Annotated in this window: 17 protein-coding genes and 1 tRNA gene; 16 read left to right on the top strand and 2 right to left on the bottom strand. The window is 43.7% G+C overall.

Annotation, left to right across the window (positions count from 1 at the left end; translation table 11 throughout):
- The first annotated feature begins 4 nt into the window (after window positions 1–4).
- From H0W44_09775 to H0W44_09745, 7 genes are all read left to right on the top strand, one after another.
- Window positions 5–793, top strand: a complete 789-nt coding sequence (locus H0W44_09775; protein MBA3582726.1) for a TonB C-terminal domain-containing protein — start codon at window positions 5–7, stop codon at window positions 791–793.
- Window positions 790–2088 carry a Tol-Pal system beta propeller repeat protein TolB gene (gene tolB, locus H0W44_09770; protein ID MBA3582725.1) on the top strand — a complete coding sequence of 433 codons (1299 nt, stop codon included), beginning with the start codon at window positions 790–792 and terminating at the stop codon, window positions 2086–2088. The genes H0W44_09775 and tolB overlap by 4 nt, the downstream gene beginning before the upstream one ends.
- A gap of 38 nt (window positions 2089–2126) precedes the next feature.
- Window positions 2127–2678 (top strand): peptidoglycan-associated lipoprotein Pal, encoded by a 552-nt coding sequence (pal, locus tag H0W44_09765; protein MBA3582724.1) that lies wholly within the window; start codon window positions 2127–2129, stop codon window positions 2676–2678.
- Window positions 2665–3513 (top strand): tol-pal system protein YbgF, encoded by an 849-nt coding sequence (gene ybgF / locus H0W44_09760; GenBank protein MBA3582723.1) that lies wholly within the window; start codon window positions 2665–2667, stop codon window positions 3511–3513. The genes pal and ybgF overlap by 14 nt, the downstream gene beginning before the upstream one ends.
- Before the next feature lie 3 nt (window positions 3514–3516).
- Window positions 3517–4212 carry a 7-carboxy-7-deazaguanine synthase QueE gene (gene queE / locus H0W44_09755; protein ID MBA3582722.1) on the top strand — a complete coding sequence of 232 codons (696 nt, stop codon included), beginning with the start codon at window positions 3517–3519 and terminating at the stop codon, window positions 4210–4212.
- 15 nt (window positions 4213–4227) lie between these two features.
- Window positions 4228–4905 carry a 7-cyano-7-deazaguanine synthase QueC gene (gene queC / locus H0W44_09750; protein ID MBA3582721.1) on the top strand — a complete coding sequence of 226 codons (678 nt, stop codon included), beginning with the start codon at window positions 4228–4230 and terminating at the stop codon, window positions 4903–4905.
- Between the two features lie 133 nt (window positions 4906–5038).
- A tRNA-Lys gene (locus H0W44_09745) sits at window positions 5039–5114 on the top strand.
- Between the two features lie 144 nt (window positions 5115–5258).
- On the opposite strand, the gene H0W44_09740 is transcribed toward H0W44_09745, so the two are convergent.
- Entirely contained in the window at window positions 5259–7664 is a 2406-nt protein-coding gene (locus tag H0W44_09740; GenBank protein MBA3582720.1) for an FAD-dependent monooxygenase, read from the bottom strand.
- Between the two features lie 320 nt (window positions 7665–7984).
- On the opposite strand from H0W44_09740, the gene H0W44_09735 reads away from it, so the two are divergent.
- The 8 genes from H0W44_09735 to H0W44_09700 all read left to right on the top strand — a co-directional run bounded on the left by H0W44_09735 (window position 7985) and on the right by H0W44_09700 (window position 21201).
- Complete coding sequence (locus H0W44_09735) at window positions 7985–8779, top strand: SDR family oxidoreductase (protein MBA3582719.1); 795 nt, start codon at window positions 7985–7987, stop codon at window positions 8777–8779.
- Between the two features lie 42 nt (window positions 8780–8821).
- Window positions 8822–9646 carry an enoyl-CoA hydratase family protein gene (locus tag H0W44_09730; protein ID MBA3582718.1) on the top strand — a complete coding sequence of 275 codons (825 nt, stop codon included), beginning with the start codon at window positions 8822–8824 and terminating at the stop codon, window positions 9644–9646.
- A gap of 1 nt (window position 9647) precedes the next feature.
- Window positions 9648–10823, top strand: a complete 1176-nt coding sequence (locus H0W44_09725; protein MBA3582717.1) for an acyl-CoA dehydrogenase family protein — start codon at window positions 9648–9650, stop codon at window positions 10821–10823.
- 24 nt (window positions 10824–10847) lie between these two features.
- The gene (locus H0W44_09720) at window positions 10848–11237 is read left to right on the top strand and encodes a RidA family protein (GenBank protein ID MBA3582716.1); all 390 of its coding nucleotides are present in this window, start codon (window positions 10848–10850) and stop codon (window positions 11235–11237) included.
- A gap of 52 nt (window positions 11238–11289) precedes the next feature.
- On the top strand, window positions 11290–12450 hold the full coding sequence (locus H0W44_09715; GenBank protein MBA3582715.1) for an acyl-CoA dehydrogenase family protein: 1161 nt from the start codon (window positions 11290–11292) through the stop codon (window positions 12448–12450).
- A 96-nt stretch (window positions 12451–12546) separates the two neighbouring features.
- Complete coding sequence (locus H0W44_09710; GenBank protein MBA3582714.1) at window positions 12547–13053, top strand: MarR family transcriptional regulator; 507 nt, start codon at window positions 12547–12549, stop codon at window positions 13051–13053.
- 49 nt (window positions 13054–13102) lie between these two features.
- Entirely contained in the window at window positions 13103–19012 is a 5910-nt protein-coding gene (locus H0W44_09705; protein MBA3582713.1) for a large extracellular alpha-helical protein, read from the top strand.
- Window positions 19012–21201, top strand: coding sequence for a transglycosylase domain-containing protein (locus H0W44_09700; GenBank protein ID MBA3582712.1), 2190 nt, complete (start codon window positions 19012–19014; stop codon window positions 21199–21201). Before H0W44_09705 ends, H0W44_09700 begins: the two co-directional genes overlap by 1 nt.
- Here H0W44_09700 and H0W44_09695 read toward each other — a convergent pair.
- Window positions 21198–21869, bottom strand: a complete 672-nt coding sequence (locus H0W44_09695) for an alpha/beta hydrolase (GenBank protein ID MBA3582711.1) — start codon at window positions 21867–21869, stop codon at window positions 21198–21200. The two genes, H0W44_09700 and H0W44_09695, sit on opposite strands and share 4 nt — an antisense overlap.
- Between H0W44_09695 and H0W44_09690 the strand changes: the two genes are divergently transcribed.
- Window positions 21859–22047, top strand: a complete 189-nt coding sequence (locus H0W44_09690) for a hypothetical protein (protein MBA3582710.1) — start codon at window positions 21859–21861, stop codon at window positions 22045–22047. The two genes, H0W44_09695 and H0W44_09690, sit on opposite strands and share 11 nt — an antisense overlap.
- Window positions 22048–22067: the final 20 nt, after the last annotated feature.

Below are 22067 nucleotides of genomic sequence, written 5' to 3'. Positions count from 1 at the left end.
GAGCGTGCGCCAGCGAACAGAGCAAACACAGCAGCAATCGTATATTGCACCATTAGTGATTTCTATTTTGATTCACGTAGGATTATTAGCGGTATTGGGGATTAATTTGGATTTTCGTTTACGTGCTAACGAAGAAATGCCCGCCAAAATAATCGATGCCTTTGTTATAGAAGGTAAAGCCATTGAACAAGTTGAACCGGCAAAACCAGCGCCGGTAAAACCAGAAGAGCCAGAACCTATACCTGAGCCACCCAAACCAGAACCTATACCCGAACCACCTAAACCTGCGCCTAAACCGGAACCGCCGAAACCAAAACCAGTACCTGTAAAACCTTCGGTGCCTGCGTTACCCGATCCTAAAGTTGCAGAAAAACTAGCGCAGCAAAAACAATTACAAGAACAACAGCGCGTACAAGAACAACAGCGCGTACAAGAACAACAGCGCCTAGCCGATGAAAAACACCGTGCTGATCAACTAGCCAATGAGCAAGCAGCACGCGCAAAAACATTATCAGCTGAGCGTGCCTTGTATATTGAGGCGATAAAACAGAAAATTCAGCGGAATTGGATTGAACCACCGTCGACTCAAGCGGACTATGTATGCAAGGTGTTTGTAAAACAAATACCCGGAGGTGAAGTAGTAGATGTCACCTTAAGTCAGTGTAATGGGGATGATGCATTTAAGCAGTCTATTGAAGCCGCTGCTTATCGCGCCTCACCTTTACCAGAACCACAGAATGCCGCATTATTTGATCGAAGCATTGAATTTTATATTCGTCCTAAACAGGAATAAGCATGATATTACGTTGGTGTTTAATATTATTAAGTATGTTGCCACTGACCGCGAATGCGGTTATTCAATTTGAAATTGTCGGGGGCAGCGATGCTGCGCGACCGATTGCGATTGTGCCGTTTGCATGGAATGGTACAACGGCTACGCCATTGCAGATGGCCGATATTATTTCAGCTGATTTAAATCGCAGTGGACAATTTAAAACGCTAGCGCCCGCCGATATGTTAGAAAAACCCACGCAAGCGAATCAAATCAATTTTAAAAATTGGCGTGCCCTAGGCATTCAACATGTGGCGATTGGTCGTTTGTTATTACAAGACGGTCAGTATGTTGCTGAGTTTCAATTGTTTGATGTCGCCACTGAAAAACAACTGTTAGGTCATCGTTTGCCAGCTAAACCGGATCGTTTAGTGAGCACTTCGCATGCGATAGCCGATTTAATTTATGAAGCTATCACCGGCACTAAAGGCGCGTTTAATACACGAATTGCTTATATAGAAGCGGTGAGTGAAGCCGGCGTGCGTAAATATATTTTGCAAGTAGCGGATTCCGATGGCCGTAACCCACGGACTATTTTGAAATCGCGACAACCTATGATGTCCGTTGCTTGGTCGCCTGATGGTCGTAAATTAGTTTATGTGTCATTTGAAAATCGCAGACCAGAAATTTTCTTGCAAGATGTTGCAACCGCCGCGCGGGAAAAATTAGCAGGCTTTGCCGGTATTAATGGTGCGCCGCGTTTTTCACCTGATGGGCAACAATTAGCGTTGACGCTTTCTTACGGCGGTAATCCTGATATTTACGTATTAAATGTAAAGACTAAAGCAGTACGTCAGCTAACACGAAACGGTGCGATTGATACTGAACCCGTATGGACAAAAGATGGTCAAGATATTATTTTTACTTCAGGACGTAGTGGCGCGCCGCAGTTGTATCAAATGCCCGTCAGTGATGGCGATGCGCGTGCTAAACGCATAACCTTTGAAGGTAATTATAATGCGAGCGCATCATTATCACCGGATGGTAAATCCTTAGCCTTTATCACTCGTGATGGTAGCGGTTATCATGTGGGTGTATTGGATCGTGCGCGTGGATTTTTGCGCGTGTTAACCCGCGGTAAATTAGATGAATCACCGAGTTTTGCACCGAATGGTGCGATGTTGCTGTACGCTACCGAGTATCGCGGCAGAGGTGTATTAGCAACGGTGTCCATAGATGGGCGCGTGCAACAGCGTTTTAGTTCCAGTGAAGGCGATATTCGCGAGCCGACCTGGGGTCCTTTTATTACTGATTAATTTTTTGTTTTTTTTATTGTTTATTTAGGAGTCTTAATATGAAACTACGTATAGCCACACTTGCACTATTAGCAGCAACCGTTTTGTTTAGTGGTTGTGAAACAGCTAGTCCTACCAAACCAGAAGATGCCGCAGCGGCAGATGCTAACCAAGCAGCTGCAACGGATACTGCTGGTGTAGAAACGAGCGGTTTAAATGATTGTTTGCCGCCATGTACTTTTCCAAAAAGCGCAATTGATGATCCTAATAGCCCATTAGCTAAGCGCGTCGTGTATTTTGAATTTGATAAAGCAGATATTGCACCTGAATATCAAGAATTGTTAATTAAACATAGCCAATACTTGGTTTCGAATCCTAGTGTTAAAGTTCGTTTAGAAGGTCATACCGATGAACGTGGTTCGCGTGAATACAATTTAGCGTTAGGCGAACAGCGTGCAAAATCTGTACAACAATTTTTATTGTTGCAAGGCGCACCTAAAGACAACATCGGTGTTACGAGCTTTGGTGAAGAATTACCTATTGATGTAAATCATAGTGATGAAGCATGGGGAAAAAATCGTCGTGTTGAATTAGTTTATGACGCTCGTTAATAAGGTAACACTGTTTACAGCATTGTTGGCATTACCCATCTTGGGTAATGCCGCAGCTGCGAACATTGTTGCTGAGCAGCGTCTGGTGCAGATGGATCAGCGTTTGCAGCGTTTAGAAGCAGTTTTGCAAAATCAGGTATTAACAGATTTGCAGCAACAAATAGAAAGTGTGCGTGCCGATTTGCAAGCACTGCGCGGCGAATTGGAAGTGCAGCGCAATGATATTGAAGGTATTAAAAAACGGCAGAAAGATTTGTATCTGGATATTGATCGACGTTTAAATGATCTGCAATTAGGCGGCGGCCAAACGAGTGCGCCACCTACCACTGATGCAGTTACGCCCGCTACACCCATTACGCCTGTTACTCCCATTACGCCGGGCATGCCGATAAGTTCCACTGGTGGTGTTCCACCTGTGCCTATAGAGGGTTCTGTCAGTGTAGATCCCGCGCAAGAAAAAGCCGATTACCAATCGGCTTTTAATTTATTGCGCAATGGTCGTTACGATCAAGCGATTGCAGGGTTTCAGGCATTTCTAAAAAAATATCCCAACGGCAAGTTAATTGATAATGCGCAATATTGGTTGGGTGAGGCGAATTATGTTTCGAAAAATTTTAATCAAGCGATTAAAGAGTTCACTACCGTGATTGAAAAATATCCGCAAAGCTCAAAAATTGCAGATACGCGTTTGAAGTTAGGTTATACCTATTATGAAATGCAGCAGTGGGACAACGCGCGCCAATATTTAAATATGGTTGTTCAGCAACATGCAGCCTCATCGGTCGCGCCTTTGGCGGAAAAACGTTTATTAAGAATGACGCAAGAAGGTCATTAATCAATGCTCGAATCTATTCTCGAATCTATTCGGGTGAATGTTCAGCCTGAAGCGGCTGGACAACGACTCAAACTAACAGAAATTTTTTTCTCTTTGCAAGGTGAAGCGCGCACGGTGGGTTTGCCCACGGTGTTTGTGCGTTTAACCGGTTGTCCTTTACGTTGTCATTATTGCGATACAGCTTATGCTTTTACCGGTGGCGAATGGTGGACATGTGAAGACGTATTAGCAAAAGTGGCGAGTTATTCTGCGCGTTATGTGACGGTCACCGGCGGCGAACCGTTGGCGCAGAAAAATTGTTTTGGTTTGTTAGAAAAATTGTGTGATGCGGGTTATGAGGTTTCTTTAGAAACCAGTGGTGCGATTGATGTTAGCAAAGTCGATGTGCGTGTCAGCAAAGTGTTAGATATCAAAACGCCCGATTCAGGTGAACAAGCGCGGAATCTGTGGACTAATTTAGATTACATTACTAAGCACGATCAAATTAAATTTGTAATTTGTAGTCGCGCTGATTACGCATGGGCTAAAACTATTTTGCAACAATATGCGTTAAGCAGTCGCTGCGAGTTATTGTTTTCGCCTAGTCATGGACAATTATCTAATCGCGAATTAGCTGAGTGGATATTGCAAGACGGTGTGCCGGTACGTTTTCAGGTGCAATTGCATAAATATATTTGGGGCGATACGCCTGGTCATTAACTCGGTTTTATATTGATGAATCAAAATAAAAAAGCAGTCGTATTAGTTTCCGGTGGTTTAGATTCGGCGACCGTGTTGGCGATGGCGCGACAAGCGGGTTTTGCGTGTTACACCTTGAGCTTTGATTATGGCCAACGACATCGCGCAGAATTAATTGCCGCAAAACAGATTGCTGAAACGGTGGGCGCGTTAACACATAAAACCGTGACCTTAGATTTGCGCACTATTGGTGGTTCTGCATTAACCGATGATGCTATTGAAGTACCCGAAACCTTGAGCAGTGGCATTCCAGTGACGTACGTACCTGCACGCAACACGGTATTTCTGTCGATTGCGTTAGGTTGGGCTGAAGTCTTGGAAGCGCGACATATATTTATTGGTGTGAATGCAGTCGATTATTCGGGTTATCCTGATTGTCGCCCTGAGTTTATTGAAGCTTTTGAAGCGACGGCGAATCTTGCCACGAAAGCGGGTGTAGAAGGCAGGCGGTTTAAGATTGAAACACCGCTGATTAACATGAGCAAAGCTGAAATTATTCAGCAAGGTATGGCGTTAGGTGTGGATTACAGCCTGACGGTATCGTGTTATCAACCTACATCCACAGGTCTTGCTTGTGGGGTGTGTGATGCGTGTCGTTTGCGCAAAGCGGGTTTTGCCGCTGCTGCCGTGGTGGATCCTACGCGTTATCAATAAGCGTGAATTTGCCAAAGAAATTCTATAGAAGTCCTATAGAAATCTGGCGCGGTCGGTCTTTTCTCTCTTGTCCCTGCTGCCTGACTTCGCTATCATGCGCGCTCTTTTGCGGAACCTGTTCCGCTGTCATATCGGGTCGTTAGCTCAGCCGGTAGAGCAGTTGGCTTTTAACCAATTGGTCGCAAGTTCGAATCTTGCACGACCCACCATTTTCTCTACGTCTTTTGTCGATTCGTTGCGCCGCTGCTGGTTTTTCTGTTCGTAACTGATAGCGGTTATTTATCAAAACCATCCGACATAAAAAAAGCCCCGTGGTCTAGCTACGGGGCTTTTTGATGGCATTACTTAAAATATTATTTTTTATCTTTCGCGAGTAACTCACCCCGTGCCAATGCAATCGCTAACGCTTCTTGGGGTTTCGGCGGCTTCGCAGCTAAACGTAATTCCAACAAATCTGCATTTTCGGTTTTAGCTTTAATCTTCGCGGCGAATTTGCCGGAGATATATTGCGGTGGCCAATACTGTTTATCAAAACCGTAATGCGCAGCGGCGGTTAATGCAAAGTGTGGTTCGTTCATAATCGGACGACCCAATGCCACGATGTCAGTACGGCCTGCAGCAATCACCGTGTTCACTTGATCTGCTGTCGTGAAGTTACCGGCAACAATGGTAGGAATACCAATTTCGTTACGCACTTGATCTGCAAATGGCACTTGGAACATACGACCATACATAGGTTGTTCGTCTTTAGTAACCTGACCCGTTGAAACGTTAATGATGTCGCCACCGTATTCTTTAATCTTGCGCGCAACGATTAACATTTCCGCTTCGGTTAAACCACCTTCACCAACCCAATCCGTTGCAGAAATACGCACTGAAATAGGTTTGTTTTTTGGCCACGTATCACGTGCTGCTTTTAAAACGCGCAACGGAAATTTCAAACGGTTCTCGATAGAACCACCAAATTCATCGGTGCGTTTATTGGTGTAAGGACTGATGAAACCTGACAATAAATAACCGTGTGCAAAATGCACTTCGATCATATCAAAGCCGGCTTTTTCAGCGTTCTTGGTAGCGTTGATAAAATCAGCAACGTATTTATCCATGTCAGCAATCGTTGCTTCGCGTGGCACTTGGCTGTTTTTCAAATAAGGAATCGCGGACGGCGCAATAATTTCCCATGCACCTTCTTTTAATGGCTGATCGATACCGCCATTCCACGGTACGCAGGTCGAGCCTTTGCGACCGGCGTGACCTAACTGCAAACTAATTTTGGATTTGCTGTGTGCGTGCACAAAATCCACAATGCGTTTCCATTGTTGCGTTTGTTCATCATTCCAAATGCCGGTGCACCCGGGAGTGATGCGCGCTTCAGGTGAAATGCACGTCATTTCAGTATTGATTAAACCGGTACCACCAACTGCACGCGAACCGTAATGCATCAAATGCCAATCATCCGGTAAGCCATCGGTTGCGCAGTATTGGCACATCGCCGATAACTCAGTGCGATTTTCTACGCGCATATTGCCAATCTTGAAAGGTTGAAACATGGGCACGGTAGGATTTTCTAAATCGATATCATCAAAGCCGCTCGCCGCTTTGGCTTCTTCAGCAAACCAGCGATCAACGGATTTAATGTAAGCAGGGTCACGTAAACGTAAATTTTCATAAGTGATGCGTTTAGAACGCGCCAACATATTGAAAGTGAATTGTTCAGCGCTTTGGGTTTCAGCATAACGATCTAAATGTTCAAACCAACTCAAGCTGGTAATCGCGGTGCGAATCAAACGATCGGCATCAGGTTTGCGACTATCTTGATAACTTTGTAATGCGGTTTGTACATCGCTATGTTGTTTCAGCGAATTGTTTAAATGAATTGCATCTTCCATTGCTAATTTGGTACCGGAACCAATGGAGAAATGCGCTGAACGTACTGCGTCACCCATTAACACAATATTTTTGTGGAACCATTTTTGGTTACTAACCACGGGGAAGGTGCGCCAAATAGAACGATTGGTAATTAATGGATGTCCTTTTAAATCCGGCGCCCATAATTTTTCCATATACGCTTTGGTAAACGCTTCTGTTTTTGCAACATCGCCTTCGAGTTTATCTAAACCAGCATTACGCCAGGTTTGTTCAGAGCATTCTACAATCCACGTGCTCATGCCTTCTTCGTAACGATAGGCGTGTACCCACCACCAGCCGTGCTCGTTTTTGCGGAAAATAAACGTGAACGCATCGAGTGGTAATGTGGTGCCGAGCCAACAAAATTTATTCGCACGCCAATCCATGTCAGCGCCGAATTCGGTTTTGTATTTTTCGCGTAACATCGATGCAACGCCGTCACCGGCTAATACTAAATCGTATTGATCCATTTCCAATTGATCGAGATTGGTAATGTCGGTTTCAAAACGTAATTTCACACCGAGTTCATCGCAACGATCATGGAAAGTATTGAGCAAACGTAAACGTGACATGCCGCAAAAACCGTGGCCGTCAGAAGTAATTTTTTTATCATGAATGACAGTGTCGATTTCCGACCAGTACGCAAACTGTTCAACAATGCGCTTGTAGGTAGGCGCATCAGCTTCCATGAAGCCTTTTAAGGTTTCATCGGAAAATACCACGCCAAAACCCCAGGTCGCATGACGCGGACCGCGTTCAATGACGGTGATATCGTGATTTGGATTCTGTTTTTTCATCAAAATCGAGAAATACAAGGATGATGGGCCGCCGCCCAGGCAGACTATTTTCAGGCCTTTTGCCATGTTGGTTCTCCGGTGAGTTGACGTTTACGCCAGCTGTAAAATTCGAGTGATAATAGCCCCAGCACGATGAGCCGGGATCGGGTTTTGGCTTGAACTTATCGCCGCAAAGCTTACAATACCCGCGAATTACTTTAAGCTTAAACTAATATTATTTTAAGTTTAAACTAATTTCTAGTAGATTTTGCACCACGGCGGGTTTTTGAGTGACAGCAGTAAGTTAACGCTGCAAGCGGGATCCGCGCCGTCACCAAACGCTTAGCTATTGATTATTAAGCAGAATAAACAGCAAACGAGACGATATTTAAGTCATGAACACAGCGAATTTGGCCAGTTTGAAAGATAAACATGCCGTGGTCACCGGCGGCGGCACAGGCATCGGTTTGGCGATTGCGCGAGAATTAGCCGATGCCGGTGCGAAAGTCACTTTGATGGCCCGCAACCAAGAACGGGTACAGGCGCAAGCGGCTCAATTAGCTGAGCAGTCCGGCGTTGAAGCCCAAGGCGTGCAAGTTGATGTTAGTGATGAGGCTTCGGTTAAAAGCGCTTTTGCTACCGCCGTTAAACAATTCGGGCCTATCAATATTTTGGTCAATAATGCGGGGGTTGCTGAGTCAGCACCTTTTGCTAAAACGTCTTTAGCCAGTTGGCAAAAAACCATGGACGTGAATGCGACCGGCGTGTTTTTGTGCTGCCAACAAGTGATATCCGGGATGGTGGAAGCGGGTTGGGGGCGCATTGTCACGGTTGCTAGCACCGCTGGTTTAAAAGGTTATCGGTATGTGACGGCTTATGTTGCATCCAAACACGCAGTGATCGGTTTAACCCGCGCGTTGGCGTTGGAATTGGCGCGTAAAGGCGTCACCGTGAATGCAGTATGTCCGGGTTATACTGACACCGACATCGTCGCCAGTTCTTTACAAAACATCGTGGCCAAAACGGGCCAAACAGAAGCGCAAGCACTACAAGCGTTAACCGCTGATAATCCACAAGCACGTTTAGTAAAACCTGCGGAAGTTGCAACAGCGGTCGGATGGTTATGTGGTGCAGGTTCAGATGCAATTACCGGTCAAGCCATTTCGGTTTCCGGCGGCGAAGTAATGTAGCTCTATAGTTAAAAGCAACAAAGAGGATCACGCGTGACAGACATTACGGTAAGCGATGCAAGTTTAAAAGATATTAAGCCGCAACATTTCTTGTGGGAAGTTGAAGGCGAAGTTGCGATTGTGACTTTGAACCGTCCTGATCGTAAAAATCCCTTAACGTTTGAATCGTATGCCGAGTTACGCGATACCTTTCGCAAATTAGTTTATATCGATGAAATTAAAGTCGTGATTATCACTGGCGCGGGCGGCAACTTTTGTTCGGGTGGCGACGTGCTAGATATTATCGGGCCTTTGACTGATATGGACATGGGTAATTTATTAAAATTCACACGCATGACCGGTGATTTAGTAAAAGCGATTCGTCATTGTCCGCAACCGGTTATTTGTGCAGCGGATGGTATTGCGGTAGGCGCGGGCGCAATTATCGCGATGGCATCTGATATGCGTTATGGCACGCCCGATACTAAAACGGGTTTCTTGTTTACGCGCGTAGGTTTAGCTGGGTGTGATATGGGTGCGTGCGCAATATTGCCGCGTCTGATTGGTCAAGGTCGCACTTCGGAATTATTATTTACCGGTCGCATCATGAGTGCGGAAGAAGGCGAGCGTTGGGGTTTCTTTAATGAAATCGTGCCAGCCGATCAGTTATTAGAAAAAGCCAAATCAACGGCGAAGCGTTTAGCAGAAGGTCCTAACTTCGCGCATGCGATGACTAAAAATCAATTAAATATCGAATGGGATGTGTCATTAGATACCGCGATTGAAATGGAAGCACAAGCGCAAGCGATTTGCATGAAGACCAAAGATTTTGAACGTGCTTATCAGGCTTTTGTAAATAAAGAAAAAGCTAAATTCGAAGGTAATTAAGATGGCAGAAAAATCTTATCTACAGTGGCCTTTTCTTGATGATAGTCATCGTCAACTCAAAGCTGAATTAGAAACTTGGTGCCAAGCGCATCATGCTGAGCTTGAAGATCACAGTGGCGGCACTGACGCAGCTTGTAAGCGCTTAGTGAAATTACTGGGCAAAGCAGGTTGGTTAAAACATTGTGTGATTGCGCCTTACGGCGGCGTTAATGAAAAACTGGATGTGCGTAGCATTAGTTTGTTGCGCGAAACTTTGGCTTATTATTCGGGCTTAGCGGATTTTGCGTTAGCCATGCAAGGTTTAGGTTCAGGTGCATTGTCCTTATTTGCATCGGACAGTATTAAAAAAGAATTTCTTACTAAAGTTGCAACGGGCGAAAAAATTGCTGCCTTTGCATTAACCGAAGAAGAAGCGGGTTCAGATGTCGCTGCATTAAAAACCACGGCGATTAAAGACGGTGATGATTATATTATCAACGGTGGTAAAGTTTGGATTTCCAACGGTGGCATTGCCGATTATTACACCGTGTTTGTGCGTACCGGCGAAGGCCCTGGTGCAAAAGGTTTAAGTGTATTTGTTGTAGACGCTAATACGCAGGGTTTGGAAATCGAAGAACGTATTGAAGTGATTGCACCTCATCCTTTAGCGCGTTTGAAATTTACTAACATGCGCGTACCTGCTACGCGCATGTTAGGCAAACCTGGTCAAGGTTTTAAAATTGCGATGGCCACCTTAGATATTTTTCGTGGCACTGTCGGCGCAGCCGCATTAGGTTTTGCGCGACGTGCATTAGATGAAGCCTTAGGTCGTGTGACTAAACGTATTTTGTTTGGTGCGCCGTTGTCAGAAATGCAAATTACGCAATCGAAGTTAGCCGAGATGGCTTTAGATATTGATGTGAGTGCGTTGTTAGTTTATCGCTCTGCCTGGACGAAAGATTGCGTGCAAGAACGCGTCACGCGCGAAGCGGCAATGGCGAAGTTGTATGCAACCGATCATGCGCAAGAAACCATTGATAAAGCGTTGCAAATGTTTGGCGGACTTGGCGTTAAAGTCGGCAGTGTGGTTGAAGAGTTGTATCGTGAAATTCGCGCTTTGCGTATTTATGAAGGCGCAAGTGAAGTTCAAAAAATCATTATTGCCCGCGCAGTCTTAAGCGATTTTGCAGGCGAATAAGTATTTACTTAACGAGGAAAAACAATGCAAGTATTGCAACCCGCAGGTTGGGCAAAACCACTTGGTTATTCAAACGGCGTTAAAACGGGCAACACACTTTATGTTGCAGGCATGATCGGTTGGAATGCCGAATGCAAATTTGAAACGGATGACTTTGTTGAACAATTTAGACAAACCTTAATTAACACCGTTGCGGTGTTGAAAGAGGGTGGTGCAGAGCCTAAGCACATCGTGCGCATGACTTGTTTTATTACAGATAAAAAAGAATATATAAGCCGCCAAAAAGAAATTGGCCAAGCTTATCGCGAAGTTCTCGGTAAGGTTTTTCCACCGATGGCAATGTTACAAGTTGTTGCCTTGATGGAAGATCGCGCCAAGATTGAAATTGAAACCACTGCCGTTATCGACGGCTAATCTGATTCATTTTATTAACCTGCATTTTTAGAATTTTACTGGAGATAAAGCCATGGCGATTAACCCGATGGATTTTTACAATGTTCGTGATGAGCTCAGCGAAGACGAACGTATGGTGCAAGATTCTGTTGCACGTTTTGTAGACGACAAAGTATTGCCGATTATTGGCGAATGCTTCGAAGAAGGTAAGTTTCCAAAAGAATTAATTAAAGGTATGGCCGATTTAGGTTTGCTGGGCGCGACCATTGAAGGTTATGACTGCGCGGGTTTGAATTACGTGCAATATGGTTTGATTTGCCAAGAATTAGAGCGCGGTGATTCTGGTTTGCGTAGTTTTGCTTCTGTGCAATCTAGCTTGTGCATGTATCCGATTTATGAATTTGGTTCTGAAGAACAAAAACAACAATACTTACCGCGCATGGCGCGTGGTGAAGTCATTGGTTGTTTCGGTTTGACTGAGCCGCACGGTGGTTCTGATCCGTCAAACATGAGAACCAAAGCTAAGCGTGTTGGTTCAGATTGGGTTCTGAATGGCGCGAAGATGTGGATTACCAATGGCAACATCGCCAACATCGCGATTGTTTGGGCAGATACCGAAGAAGGTATTCGCGGTTTCATCGTCCCAACCGATACTAAAGGTTTTACGGCGATGGAAATTAAACACAAAATGTCATTACGTGCATCAGTAACGTCACAATTGTTTTTTGAAGATGTACGTTTGCCAGAATCTGCGCGTTTGCCGAAAGCGGCAGGTTTAAAATCGCCGTTGATGTGTTTAACCAATGCGCGTTATGGCATAACCTGGGGTGGTATTGGCGCAGCGCAGGCTTGCTTAGCAGAATTGTTGGACTACACCAAAACACGAGAAGTGTTCGGTCGTTCATTAAATAAAACGCAAACTATTCAAACTCGTTTAGCCGAATGGTCGCGTCAAATTACCATGGCGCAATTATTGTCATTGCGTTTAGGTCGTTTGAAAGACAAAGGCCAATTGCAACCAGCACAAGTTTCAATGGCGAAGTGGAATAATATTCGTATGGCAATCGACATTGCACGTGATGCACGTGACATGTTGGGTGGCGCAGGTATTTCACTAGAATACAGCGCGATTCGTCATGCATTGAACTTAGAAAGCGTGATCACCTATGAAGGCACACAAACTGTGCACGAATTAGTAGTGGGCATGGCCTTAACGGGTGAAAACGCGTTTTAAATATTATTGAAGTGATAGAAATACATAAAGGCCTGCATACAGCAGGCCTTTATCTTAGAAAGTGAAAGTTCTTTATAGATAACCTGGCTAAATAAAATGGCAACAAACCGATTGGATTTTGCGGACGATAAACTCGGCAATGTTGCGGGTCGTAAGCAAGTATTGCGTGGTTGGTTGCGCTTACTCACTTGTTCACACCATATTACTCATGGTATTCGTACTTTATTACGCACTCGTCATGATACTACCTTGCCACGTTTTGATGTGATGGCGGCACTCGAACGTGCGCCGGAAGGTTTAAGCATGGGCGAATTGTCACATTGGTTAATGGTTACCAATGCCAACATTACTAATATCGCAGATCGCTTAGTTAAAGATGGTTCAGTAGAGCGTTGGCCGTCACCCGATGATAGGCGCACGCATTATTTGAAATTAACCGATAAAGGTTTGCTTGAGTTTAAAACCATGGCAAAAATGCACGAAGATTATGTGCGCAAAATATTTGCTTGTCTCAGCACAGAAGAATTAGAAACGCTGATGCTATTACTCAATAAAATAAAATCCTCCGCTGTCGAATTAAATGAACGCGGATTGTCGTTGTAATATTTTTCTGGCACGTCAATAAAGTCACTTTTTAAAAAAAAGGTACGATATGCGCAGCAGTATTTTGGTTTGTGTCATCAGTAGTATTTTATTGCTGGGCAGCAGCGCAGCCGCACCCCCCCGTGCATTTGATTCGGCTTTAGTGCCACAAGATAAAGAACTGCGCATCCAGCGTATTACACCGGAAGGTGATGACGCTCCTGCCGAACGTCAAATCGTTATTCAATTTGATCGGCCAGTGGTACCTATTGGTGACATGGCTGCTAGTAGTAAAGAACTAGGCATTACGATTGAACCGACTATTAATTGCGAATGGCGTTGGTTAAATACCAGTGCATTAGCGTGTCAGTTGACAGAAAAAAACCGCTTCAAATTAGCACACCACTATACGCTTAAAATAAAAGCCGGCATCACCGCAGAAGATGGCTCTGTTTTAAATACAGCGTATGAACATGTTTTTAACACACAACGTCCCGTTGTTGATTATTATAATTTTCAAACATGGTTGTCGCCGAGCCTGCCCGTCATACAAGTTGTATTTAATCAAGCCGTAACTCGTGAATCCGTAATCGAAAATTTTGTATTTGATGCTGATGGTCGCTCAGTGCCCGTGGACATTATTGATGATGCCGAAAATTTACGAGCAAATGCAGATCAGCCGTGGATAAGTGGTACCTTTACTGACATTTGGGTAGCCGTAAAAAAACACGCGACGCAATCAACAGGAAATAAAACGACTAGTACTATTTGGTGGATTGCACCTAGTAAAGAATTACCCTTGGATAGCACCACTGCGTTATGGATTAAACCAGGCTTGATTTCCAGTGAAGGGCCTGTAAAAGGCAAGGAATCACGCGCCATCGTAAGTTTTAATACATTCCCTGCATTTAAGTTTTTAGGTGTGCGCTGTACAGTTAAAGCAGCAGCGGCAAAAAATACTGAAAAATCTGATGAAAAAAATTATACGCAGAAATTAATTGCTCCCACTGATATAAAAAATTCAAAAGATGCAACGCCAGAACAAATGCAATGTAACCCTTTATCTTCAGTCGGTTTAGTATTCACCGCGCCGGTACTTTCTAGTGCAGTTAAAAAGTCGATGAAACTAACACCCGATTTAGCGGGTGGTCGTAAAGATTATGATCCTTGGGAAAATTCAGAAGACTATAGTCGACTAGATTCGCCGCATGAAAAAGGTGCTGAATATATTGTTTGGATCCCCGAATATTTAAAAGCGTTTCGCTTGTACACTTTATTGATAGATAAAAAAATTGTTGACGAGTTTGGCCGTAGTTTAACTAATAATGTTGATATGAAATTTGCCACGGCGCATCGCAGCCCTGACTTGCGCATGCCGAATAATATTGCAGTGCTAGAAAAAAATGTGAATAGCGAATTGCCGCTGTATGTGACCAATCTTGATTATATTGATGTCAGCTATCATGTGGTTTTTCCAGAAGGCGATGGCCATAGCACGGCGCGCTTAACATTACCCAAAGTAAAAGATGTGGCTTTTGCGACACCACTCAATGTACGTCCCTTGTTAGCGGGCAAAAGTGCTTTGTTGTATGGGCATTTGCAAACGGTTCCTGCGATCAACTCATATGAAAATCAGCATCGATTTTTTACGCAAATTTCGCCTTTTATGGTGCATGTGAAATTAGGACACTTTTCCTCATTAGCGTGGGTGACGCGTTTTGATAATGGCAAGCCGGTAGCTAACGCAACGTTAAAAATTTATCAAACTGCTTACACTGAATTAAATTTAAAAGGCAAAGCTTTAGCGGAAGCTAAAACCGATGCGCAAGGTCGCGCGTGGTTGCCGGGCATTGTTAATTTGGATCCTTCATTAAGCATAGTAGATAGAAGTTATGATGATAAGCATGCGCGTTTTATGCTGCGTGTTGATGATGGCCGGGATATGGCGGTTTTACCATTAGATAATCAGTTTGATGTGCCGGTGTCGGATATATGGCCGAGTTTACAAAAACAACACGGTCATATGAAAGCGTGGGGTACAACAGCGCAAGGCATTTATAAACCCGGCGATACGATTCAATTTAAAATTTATGTGCGTAACCAAAGTAATACGCGCTGGGTTGCTCCGCCGAAGCAAGGCTACAAAATTCAAATAATGGATCCGCAAGGACAATCCGTTTATGAAAAAGAAAATGTTAGCTTAAATGAATTCGGTAGTTTTGCTGATCAATTAGTTTTAGAAAAAGCCGCGACGACCGGCCAATATGAATTTTCTATAAAAGCATCAAGCAGTGACGATACGCTGTCGGCCATGTCGGTGTTGGTAACGGATTTTGTCCCTGCGGCGTTTAAAGTTTCTGCTGATTTGAATGGTAAGCAATTTAAACCTAATGATAAATTAGATATGCGCGTGAGTGCAGCATTGCATGCAGGCGGGCCTTATACGAATGCTAAAACGCGGCTGACCGTACAATTAAAAACGATGGATATTCCTGTTAACGATCCGAAATTAAAATCTTTTGAATTTGGCTCAGATGCTTATGGAAATTCACAAACGATTCATCAGCAAGAACTCGTTTCTAATAACATGGGTGAGCTTAACGACGTATTAAAGCTGGATGATTATAATATTATTTATGGCCGACTCGAGGTGGAGGCTGCGGTTAGTGATGATAGAGGCAAATCCATTGCTACATTAGTTAGCGCAGAATACGCAGGCCGTGATCGTTTTGTGGGGTTACATAATACGCAGTGGGTGTATGAGCAAGATAAACCTGCGCGCGTAGAATATGCGGTGATTGGTCTCGATGGAAAATTAAAATCATCAACACCGGTAACGATTGCCATTGAATATCAAGAGACTAAAGCAACGCGAGTTAAAGGCGCAGGTAATGCTTATTTAACGCGTTATATTACTGAATGGGTGAATGTTGCCAATTGTAAAGCGTCCTCGCAACTGGTGATTAGTAATTGTCACTTTACGCCGAAAAATCCTGGTTATTATAAAATCACGGCCAATATTCAAGATACTCAAAAGCGCAAACACAGCGCCACTACGCATACGTGGGTAAGCGGTAAAGGCAATGTGGTGTGGGAACAAAGTGATGATGCGCGTTTAAGCATGATCGCGGAACAAGAAGATTACAAAATTGGTCAAACCGCACGCTTCTTAGTTAAAAATCCATTTCCAGGTGCAACAGCATTAATCACGGTCGAGCGTTATGGCGTGATGCGTCAATGGATCAAAGTATTGGATTCGAGTACGCCGATTATTGAAGTGCCTTTAAAGCCAGATGACTTCCCGGGCGTGTACGTGTCGGTCTTAGTGACATCGCCGCGTGTCGAGCAACCGTTAAGTCCCACCGGTGTGGATTTAGGTAAACCTACTTATCGAATAGGTTATGCACGTGTAATTGTCAAAGATGATAGTCGTGCGTTGACAGTAAAAGCAAAAACTACGGCAAGCACTTATAAACCGGGTCAAATAGTGAAAGCCAGTATTACAGTTAATCCCAAAGATGCCAGCGTATTAAAAGAGCCCATTGAATTAGCGGTAGTAGTATTAGATGAAGCTGTTTTGGATTTAAATACCAAGAAGCGTGATTATTACGATCCTTATGCGGGCTTTAATCAATTAGATTCTTTGGATTTGAAAAATTTTAATACTCTGACGCGATTAGTTGGTTTGCAAAAGTTTGAGAAAAAAGGCGCGAATCCGGGCGGTGATGGTTTGTCGAGCTCCAATGAACATTTTCGTAACTTAATAAAATACGTCGCGTATTGGAATCCTTCTATTAAAACTGTTAATGGCAAAGTGAATATAGAATTTAAAGTGCCGGATAATTTAACCGGCTGGCGAATTTTTGTATTAGCGGTTACGCCCAATGAACGTATGGGTTTAGGTGAAACGCGCTTCACCGTCAATCAACCCATCGAGATTCGTCCGGTGATGCCGAATCAAGCATTGGAAGGTGATCAATTTAAAGCGGGCTTTACGGTAATGAATCGTACTGATAAAGCGAAAACAGTAACCGTGCGCGCCGCCGTCAGTGGTGCCGCGTTAGATCCACAAAGCCAAACTACTTTTGAGCAGTCGATTACTTTGTTGCCTTATAAACGTGAATCGGTTTGGTTGAATGTTAAAACTAAACAAGCGGGTCAATTAGTTTTCAGAGCGAATGCTAACGATGCAGTGGACAGTGACGCTTTAGAATACAAACTGCCGATTAATAAACGACGTTCGTTAATTACTGCTGCAAATTACGGCACTACGACTCAAGATCACGTCACCGAAGTTATCCAATTTCCGCAAAATATTTACAGCGATGTCGGTGGCATTAGTGTCGTTGTTTCGCCTAGCGTCATAGGCAATGTTGCGGGTGCATTTGATTATGTGCGCGATTATCCATATGCCTGTTGGGAGCAACGTTTAACTAAAGCGGTGATGGCTTCGCATTACAATGGTATGCGTCAATACTTACCGGATAGCTTAATGTGGGCGGATGCGAAAACCTTAGCTCAAACTACCTTAGACAATGCCGCAAGTTTTCAAGCACCTAATGGCGGTATGACGTATTGGGTTGCCAATAACGAATACGTTGATCCTTATTTAAGTGCATATACGGCTTTAGCATTTAATTGGTTACGCGCTGCTGGTGAAGATATTCCTGCTGATGTTGAGAAACGTCTGCAAGATTATTTAAAAACCTTTTTACGCGAAGATTCAGCGCCCAGTTTTTATTCAAAAGGCATGGCTTCAACGGTGCGTGCAGTGGCTTTAGCCGCGTTGGCAGATCAAGGCGTGGTCGATGCAAGTGATATCAAGCGTTACGCTCCTTATGCAACGCAAATGGATTTGTTTGGCAAAGCCCATTTATTAATGGCTGCGAATAGAATCGATGGCTCTTCAACGGAAGTAACTACGGTATTAAATAATATTTTAGCGAGTGCTAGTCAATCGGGCGGTAAGTTTCAATTTAACGAAACCTTGACTGATGGCTATAGCCAATTATTAACAACGCCCTTGCGTTCTAATTGTGCGGTGTTGTCGGCTTTATTAGTCACGGCTGTAACTGACAAGGGCTTCGCTAAAGTTGGCGATATTCCTTTTAAAATGGTGCGAGCCATTACGCAAAGTCGTGGTAATAGAGATCATTGGGAAAATACCCAAGAGAATATGTTTTGTATGAATAGCTTGTTGGAATTCGCCAGAGTTTATGAAAAAGATCCGGTTAATTTCACCGCTACCGCGATGATAGAGAAACGCTTGGTTGGCAAAACAAGCTTTAGTGATTTGCGTCAACCTGCTGTTACCTTAAAAGATGCTCAAGCCGAAATAAAATCTGGCTTGAAGACGAATTTAACTGTTAATCGCGAAGGCACGGGCCGCATGTATTATGCGACGCGTCTTCAATATGCTAATACGGAAGTGTCGAGCAAAGCAATTAATGCCGGCATTGAAGTACATCGTGAATACAGTATAGAACGTAAAAATGGCTGGGAAATATTGGCTACGCCTATGTTGTTGCAACGCGGTGATGTAGTGCGTGTGGATATTTATGTGTCCGTGCCTACGGTCAGACATTTTGTTGTGATTGATGATCCTGTGCCTGGCGGTTTGGAACCTGTAAATCGTGATTTAGCCACTAGCTCTACTATCGATACGGACAAAGGTGCATTTAAACCTGCGAGTGGTTCATGGTATTTCAAATTTGGTGACTGGCAAGATTATGGCATTTCTTATTGGAATTTTTATCATAGAGAACTACGTCATGATGCGGTGCGTTTTTATTCGGATTATTTGCCGGCAGGTAATTATCATGTGTCCTATAGCGCGCAAGTAATTGCCGAAGGCGAATTCAGTGTGATGCCGGTAAATGTAGAAGAAATGTATGATCCAGATGTGTTTGGTAAGGGCACGCCTGCGACTTTAAAAGTGCGTGACGCTGCTACGGTAGTTGATAAGAAAATGGCGCCTTAATGGCAGTCAACTATAAAAGTGTCATTGTTTATACAGCGGCCACTTTGGCCGCTGTTTTTTTATGCGTGTTAATTGCGACTGTTTTTTTTATTCAAGCCGCACCAAAAAGTTTGAATGTTTACCAGCATATTCAAAAACCACAATTAACGGATAAAGCCGGGCGTATTTTAACGCTGACATTTGAAAATCAGTGGAATTTATATGATGTAGCCGCGATTCATGAGATGCCCCGTTTTTTAGTCAATGCCTTAGTTATTTCGGAAGACGCACGATTTTTTAAACACAACGGTGTTGATTGGCGGGCTCGTGGCCATGCCGTTTGGCAAAATATTCGTGCGGGTCATGCGGTGCGCGGCGCTAGTACGCTGACTGAACAAGTAGTACGTTTATGGCATCCACGTGAGAGAACCTTATGGTCGCGTTGGTTAGAAGGAATTGAAGCTAAGCAATTTGAACAACGTTTTAGCAAAATTGAGTTATTAGAATTTTATTTTAATCAAGTGCCTTATGCAGCGCAGCGACGCGGTGTTGTACAAGCGGCACGTTATTATTTTGCGCGTGATTTAGATACCTTAAATGAAAAAGAAATGTTGGCTTTGGTGGTGTTGGTACGTGCGCCGGGTCGTTATGATTTACATCGAAACTCTATTTTAGTCGAGAAAGCGATTGCACAATTATTAAAGCGCATGTATGCGCAGGCGCTAATTGAAAAAACACTAATCGATAAAATTAATCAACAAAAACTCGCCATTGAATATCCGAAATCGCCAGAAGGCGCAGAGTATTTTGCGCGACATGTTTACAGTTTGCCGCCAACATCAGGGGTACAGCGTGGTCGTCTGCCCACGACCTTGGATATTGATATACAAGCGGTAGCGCAACGAATTTTGCAGCAACGTTTAAATAACTTACATAAACGCAACGCCAGTGCCGCGGGTATGTTGGTCGTGGATTTAAAAGACAATGCTATTTTGGCGTGGGCGGTTGCACATCAAAAACAAGATTCCGCTAAATCTGCTGCGCAATGGTATGACACGGTAACAGTGGTACGACAACCGGGATCGGCGATTAAACCTTTTGTATATGCGCTAGCGTTAGAAAAAGGTTGGACACCTGCAACGCGAATTAACGATGCGCCTTTAAAAGAAGCAGTGGGCTTTGGTCAGCATGATTATAGAAATTATTCTCGTCAGTATTATGGTTGGATTAGTTTACGCAAAGCGTTGGCAAATTCCTTAAATGTGCCGGCGGTAAGGACCATTCAGTTTGTTGGTGCTAGTGATTTGTTGCAATGGTTACGTCGTGTTGGGATACGTAATCTTGAACAAACGGTGAAGGTCTATGGTGATGGTTTAGCGTTAGGTAATGGTGAGTTGAGTTTGTATGAATTAGTGCAAGCGTATTCTGTATTGGCGCGCCAAGGTGTTTATTCGCCGTTGCGGAGTTTGCAAGCGCAGCCAATGCAACATACTCAAATGCTGAGCGCTCAATCCGCATCATTAATTGCCAATATTTTATCCGACGTACAAGCTCGGAGTTTAGAATTTTCCGATGCAGGCGTATTAAATTATCCGTCGCAAACGGCGGTTAAAACCGGCACGTCAACGAATTATCGTGATGCTTGGACGCTTGCGTTTAACGATCGTTATTTAGTCGGTGCATGGTTTGGCGATCTTGATCAACAAGCGATGCAAGAATTAACAGGTTCGACAGGCCCGGCATTAGCAGTGCGTTCGATGATGGCTGAGCTAAATCGTTTTCGTGACACCGCCGCTTTAAAAATGAGTGCCGGTTTAGTACGTTATTCGGTGTGTATTGAAGATGGGCGTTTAGCCGATAAACAATGTGCTGCAGAACCCGAATGGTTTGATAAACGTTACCTACCAACAAATAAAATACAGTGGGGTGAATTAGCCAGTACGTATTTTATTCGACAACCCAATATGAGTTTGCAGCTTGCGTATGACCCGCGTATTCCGCAGAACAAACAATACTTCGAGTTTGTCATTAACAAACCCGAAGATATTTTAAAAACGGAATGGCGCATTAATGGGAAATTGCAAAGCAGTCCTGGCGGACGTTATTTATGGCCTGTGCGTCGCGGCCAATATTCTCTTAGTGCGACCATATGGTTAAAAAGCACTAAAGAAGTTAAAACATTGTCTGCAGTTAAGTTCAGTGTGCGTTAATGTTTTTTTAAGTTAGCAGAATGTTGATCGACCTTGTTTAGTAATAAAGGCCACAGCTGCCGCCAGGTATTCCACTGATGTTTGCCCGGAATATGCACGATTTTATCGGCGGGTAAAATGCTACTGAGCAACACATGACCTTCGTGTAAATAATCTTTGTCGCCATAGGCAAGATAAATAGGAATGGTTTGGCCTTCAATATGCCATTGTTTAATCCATAACCAAAGTTGGCGTTGCCAATCATTCTCAGCAATGTTTTGCGGTTGCCATTCCATAAGACCACCGGCTGCATTAATTTCTGCAATGATGTTATCCTCACCTAAAAAAGGTGCAATTAACCATATTTCGCTAATATCTTGTGGATGATTTTTGCTATAAATCAATGCGCCCAAGCCACCTAATGAAATACCGCACAAGATGAATTTTTTATGGCCAGCACTTTGCGCTGGCTGAATAATGTCTTGCTGCAAACGAATATCCAGTTGTTGTTCGCGGTAATAACCCATATGTGCATCAGCCGCAGTAATGCCAATATGCGGATAACGTTGTTGTAATATTTTTGTAAAACCATTTTTGACGTAATCTTCTGCATGATCGCCGCGTCCCGGGAGTAATATGATGTGAGCATCTGCGGGATTATTAGCGGCGCTAATATGAATGGCATCCATAGGTGTTTTGGCGGGCGGTGGCACACATCCGCTGAATAATATTGCCGCAAAAACGAGTGAACAATATCGAGCGACGCGGTTAAACCAAGATGCGTTTTTAAATAAAGAAATGCAGTTATTTTTATTAATCATTGTATTATGTCTGCTGAAGTTTTTTATAAAGTATGGCTTACGTTAGCAAAGATTGTTGGTAATAGA

It is taken from the genome of Gammaproteobacteria bacterium, from assembly GCA_013817245.1.
GTDB lineage: Bacteria > Pseudomonadota > Gammaproteobacteria > HTCC5015 > HTCC5015 > JACDDA01.
The sequence above is the reverse complement of the archived record's forward strand: the minus strand, read 5'-3'. Positions and strand labels throughout refer to the sequence as shown.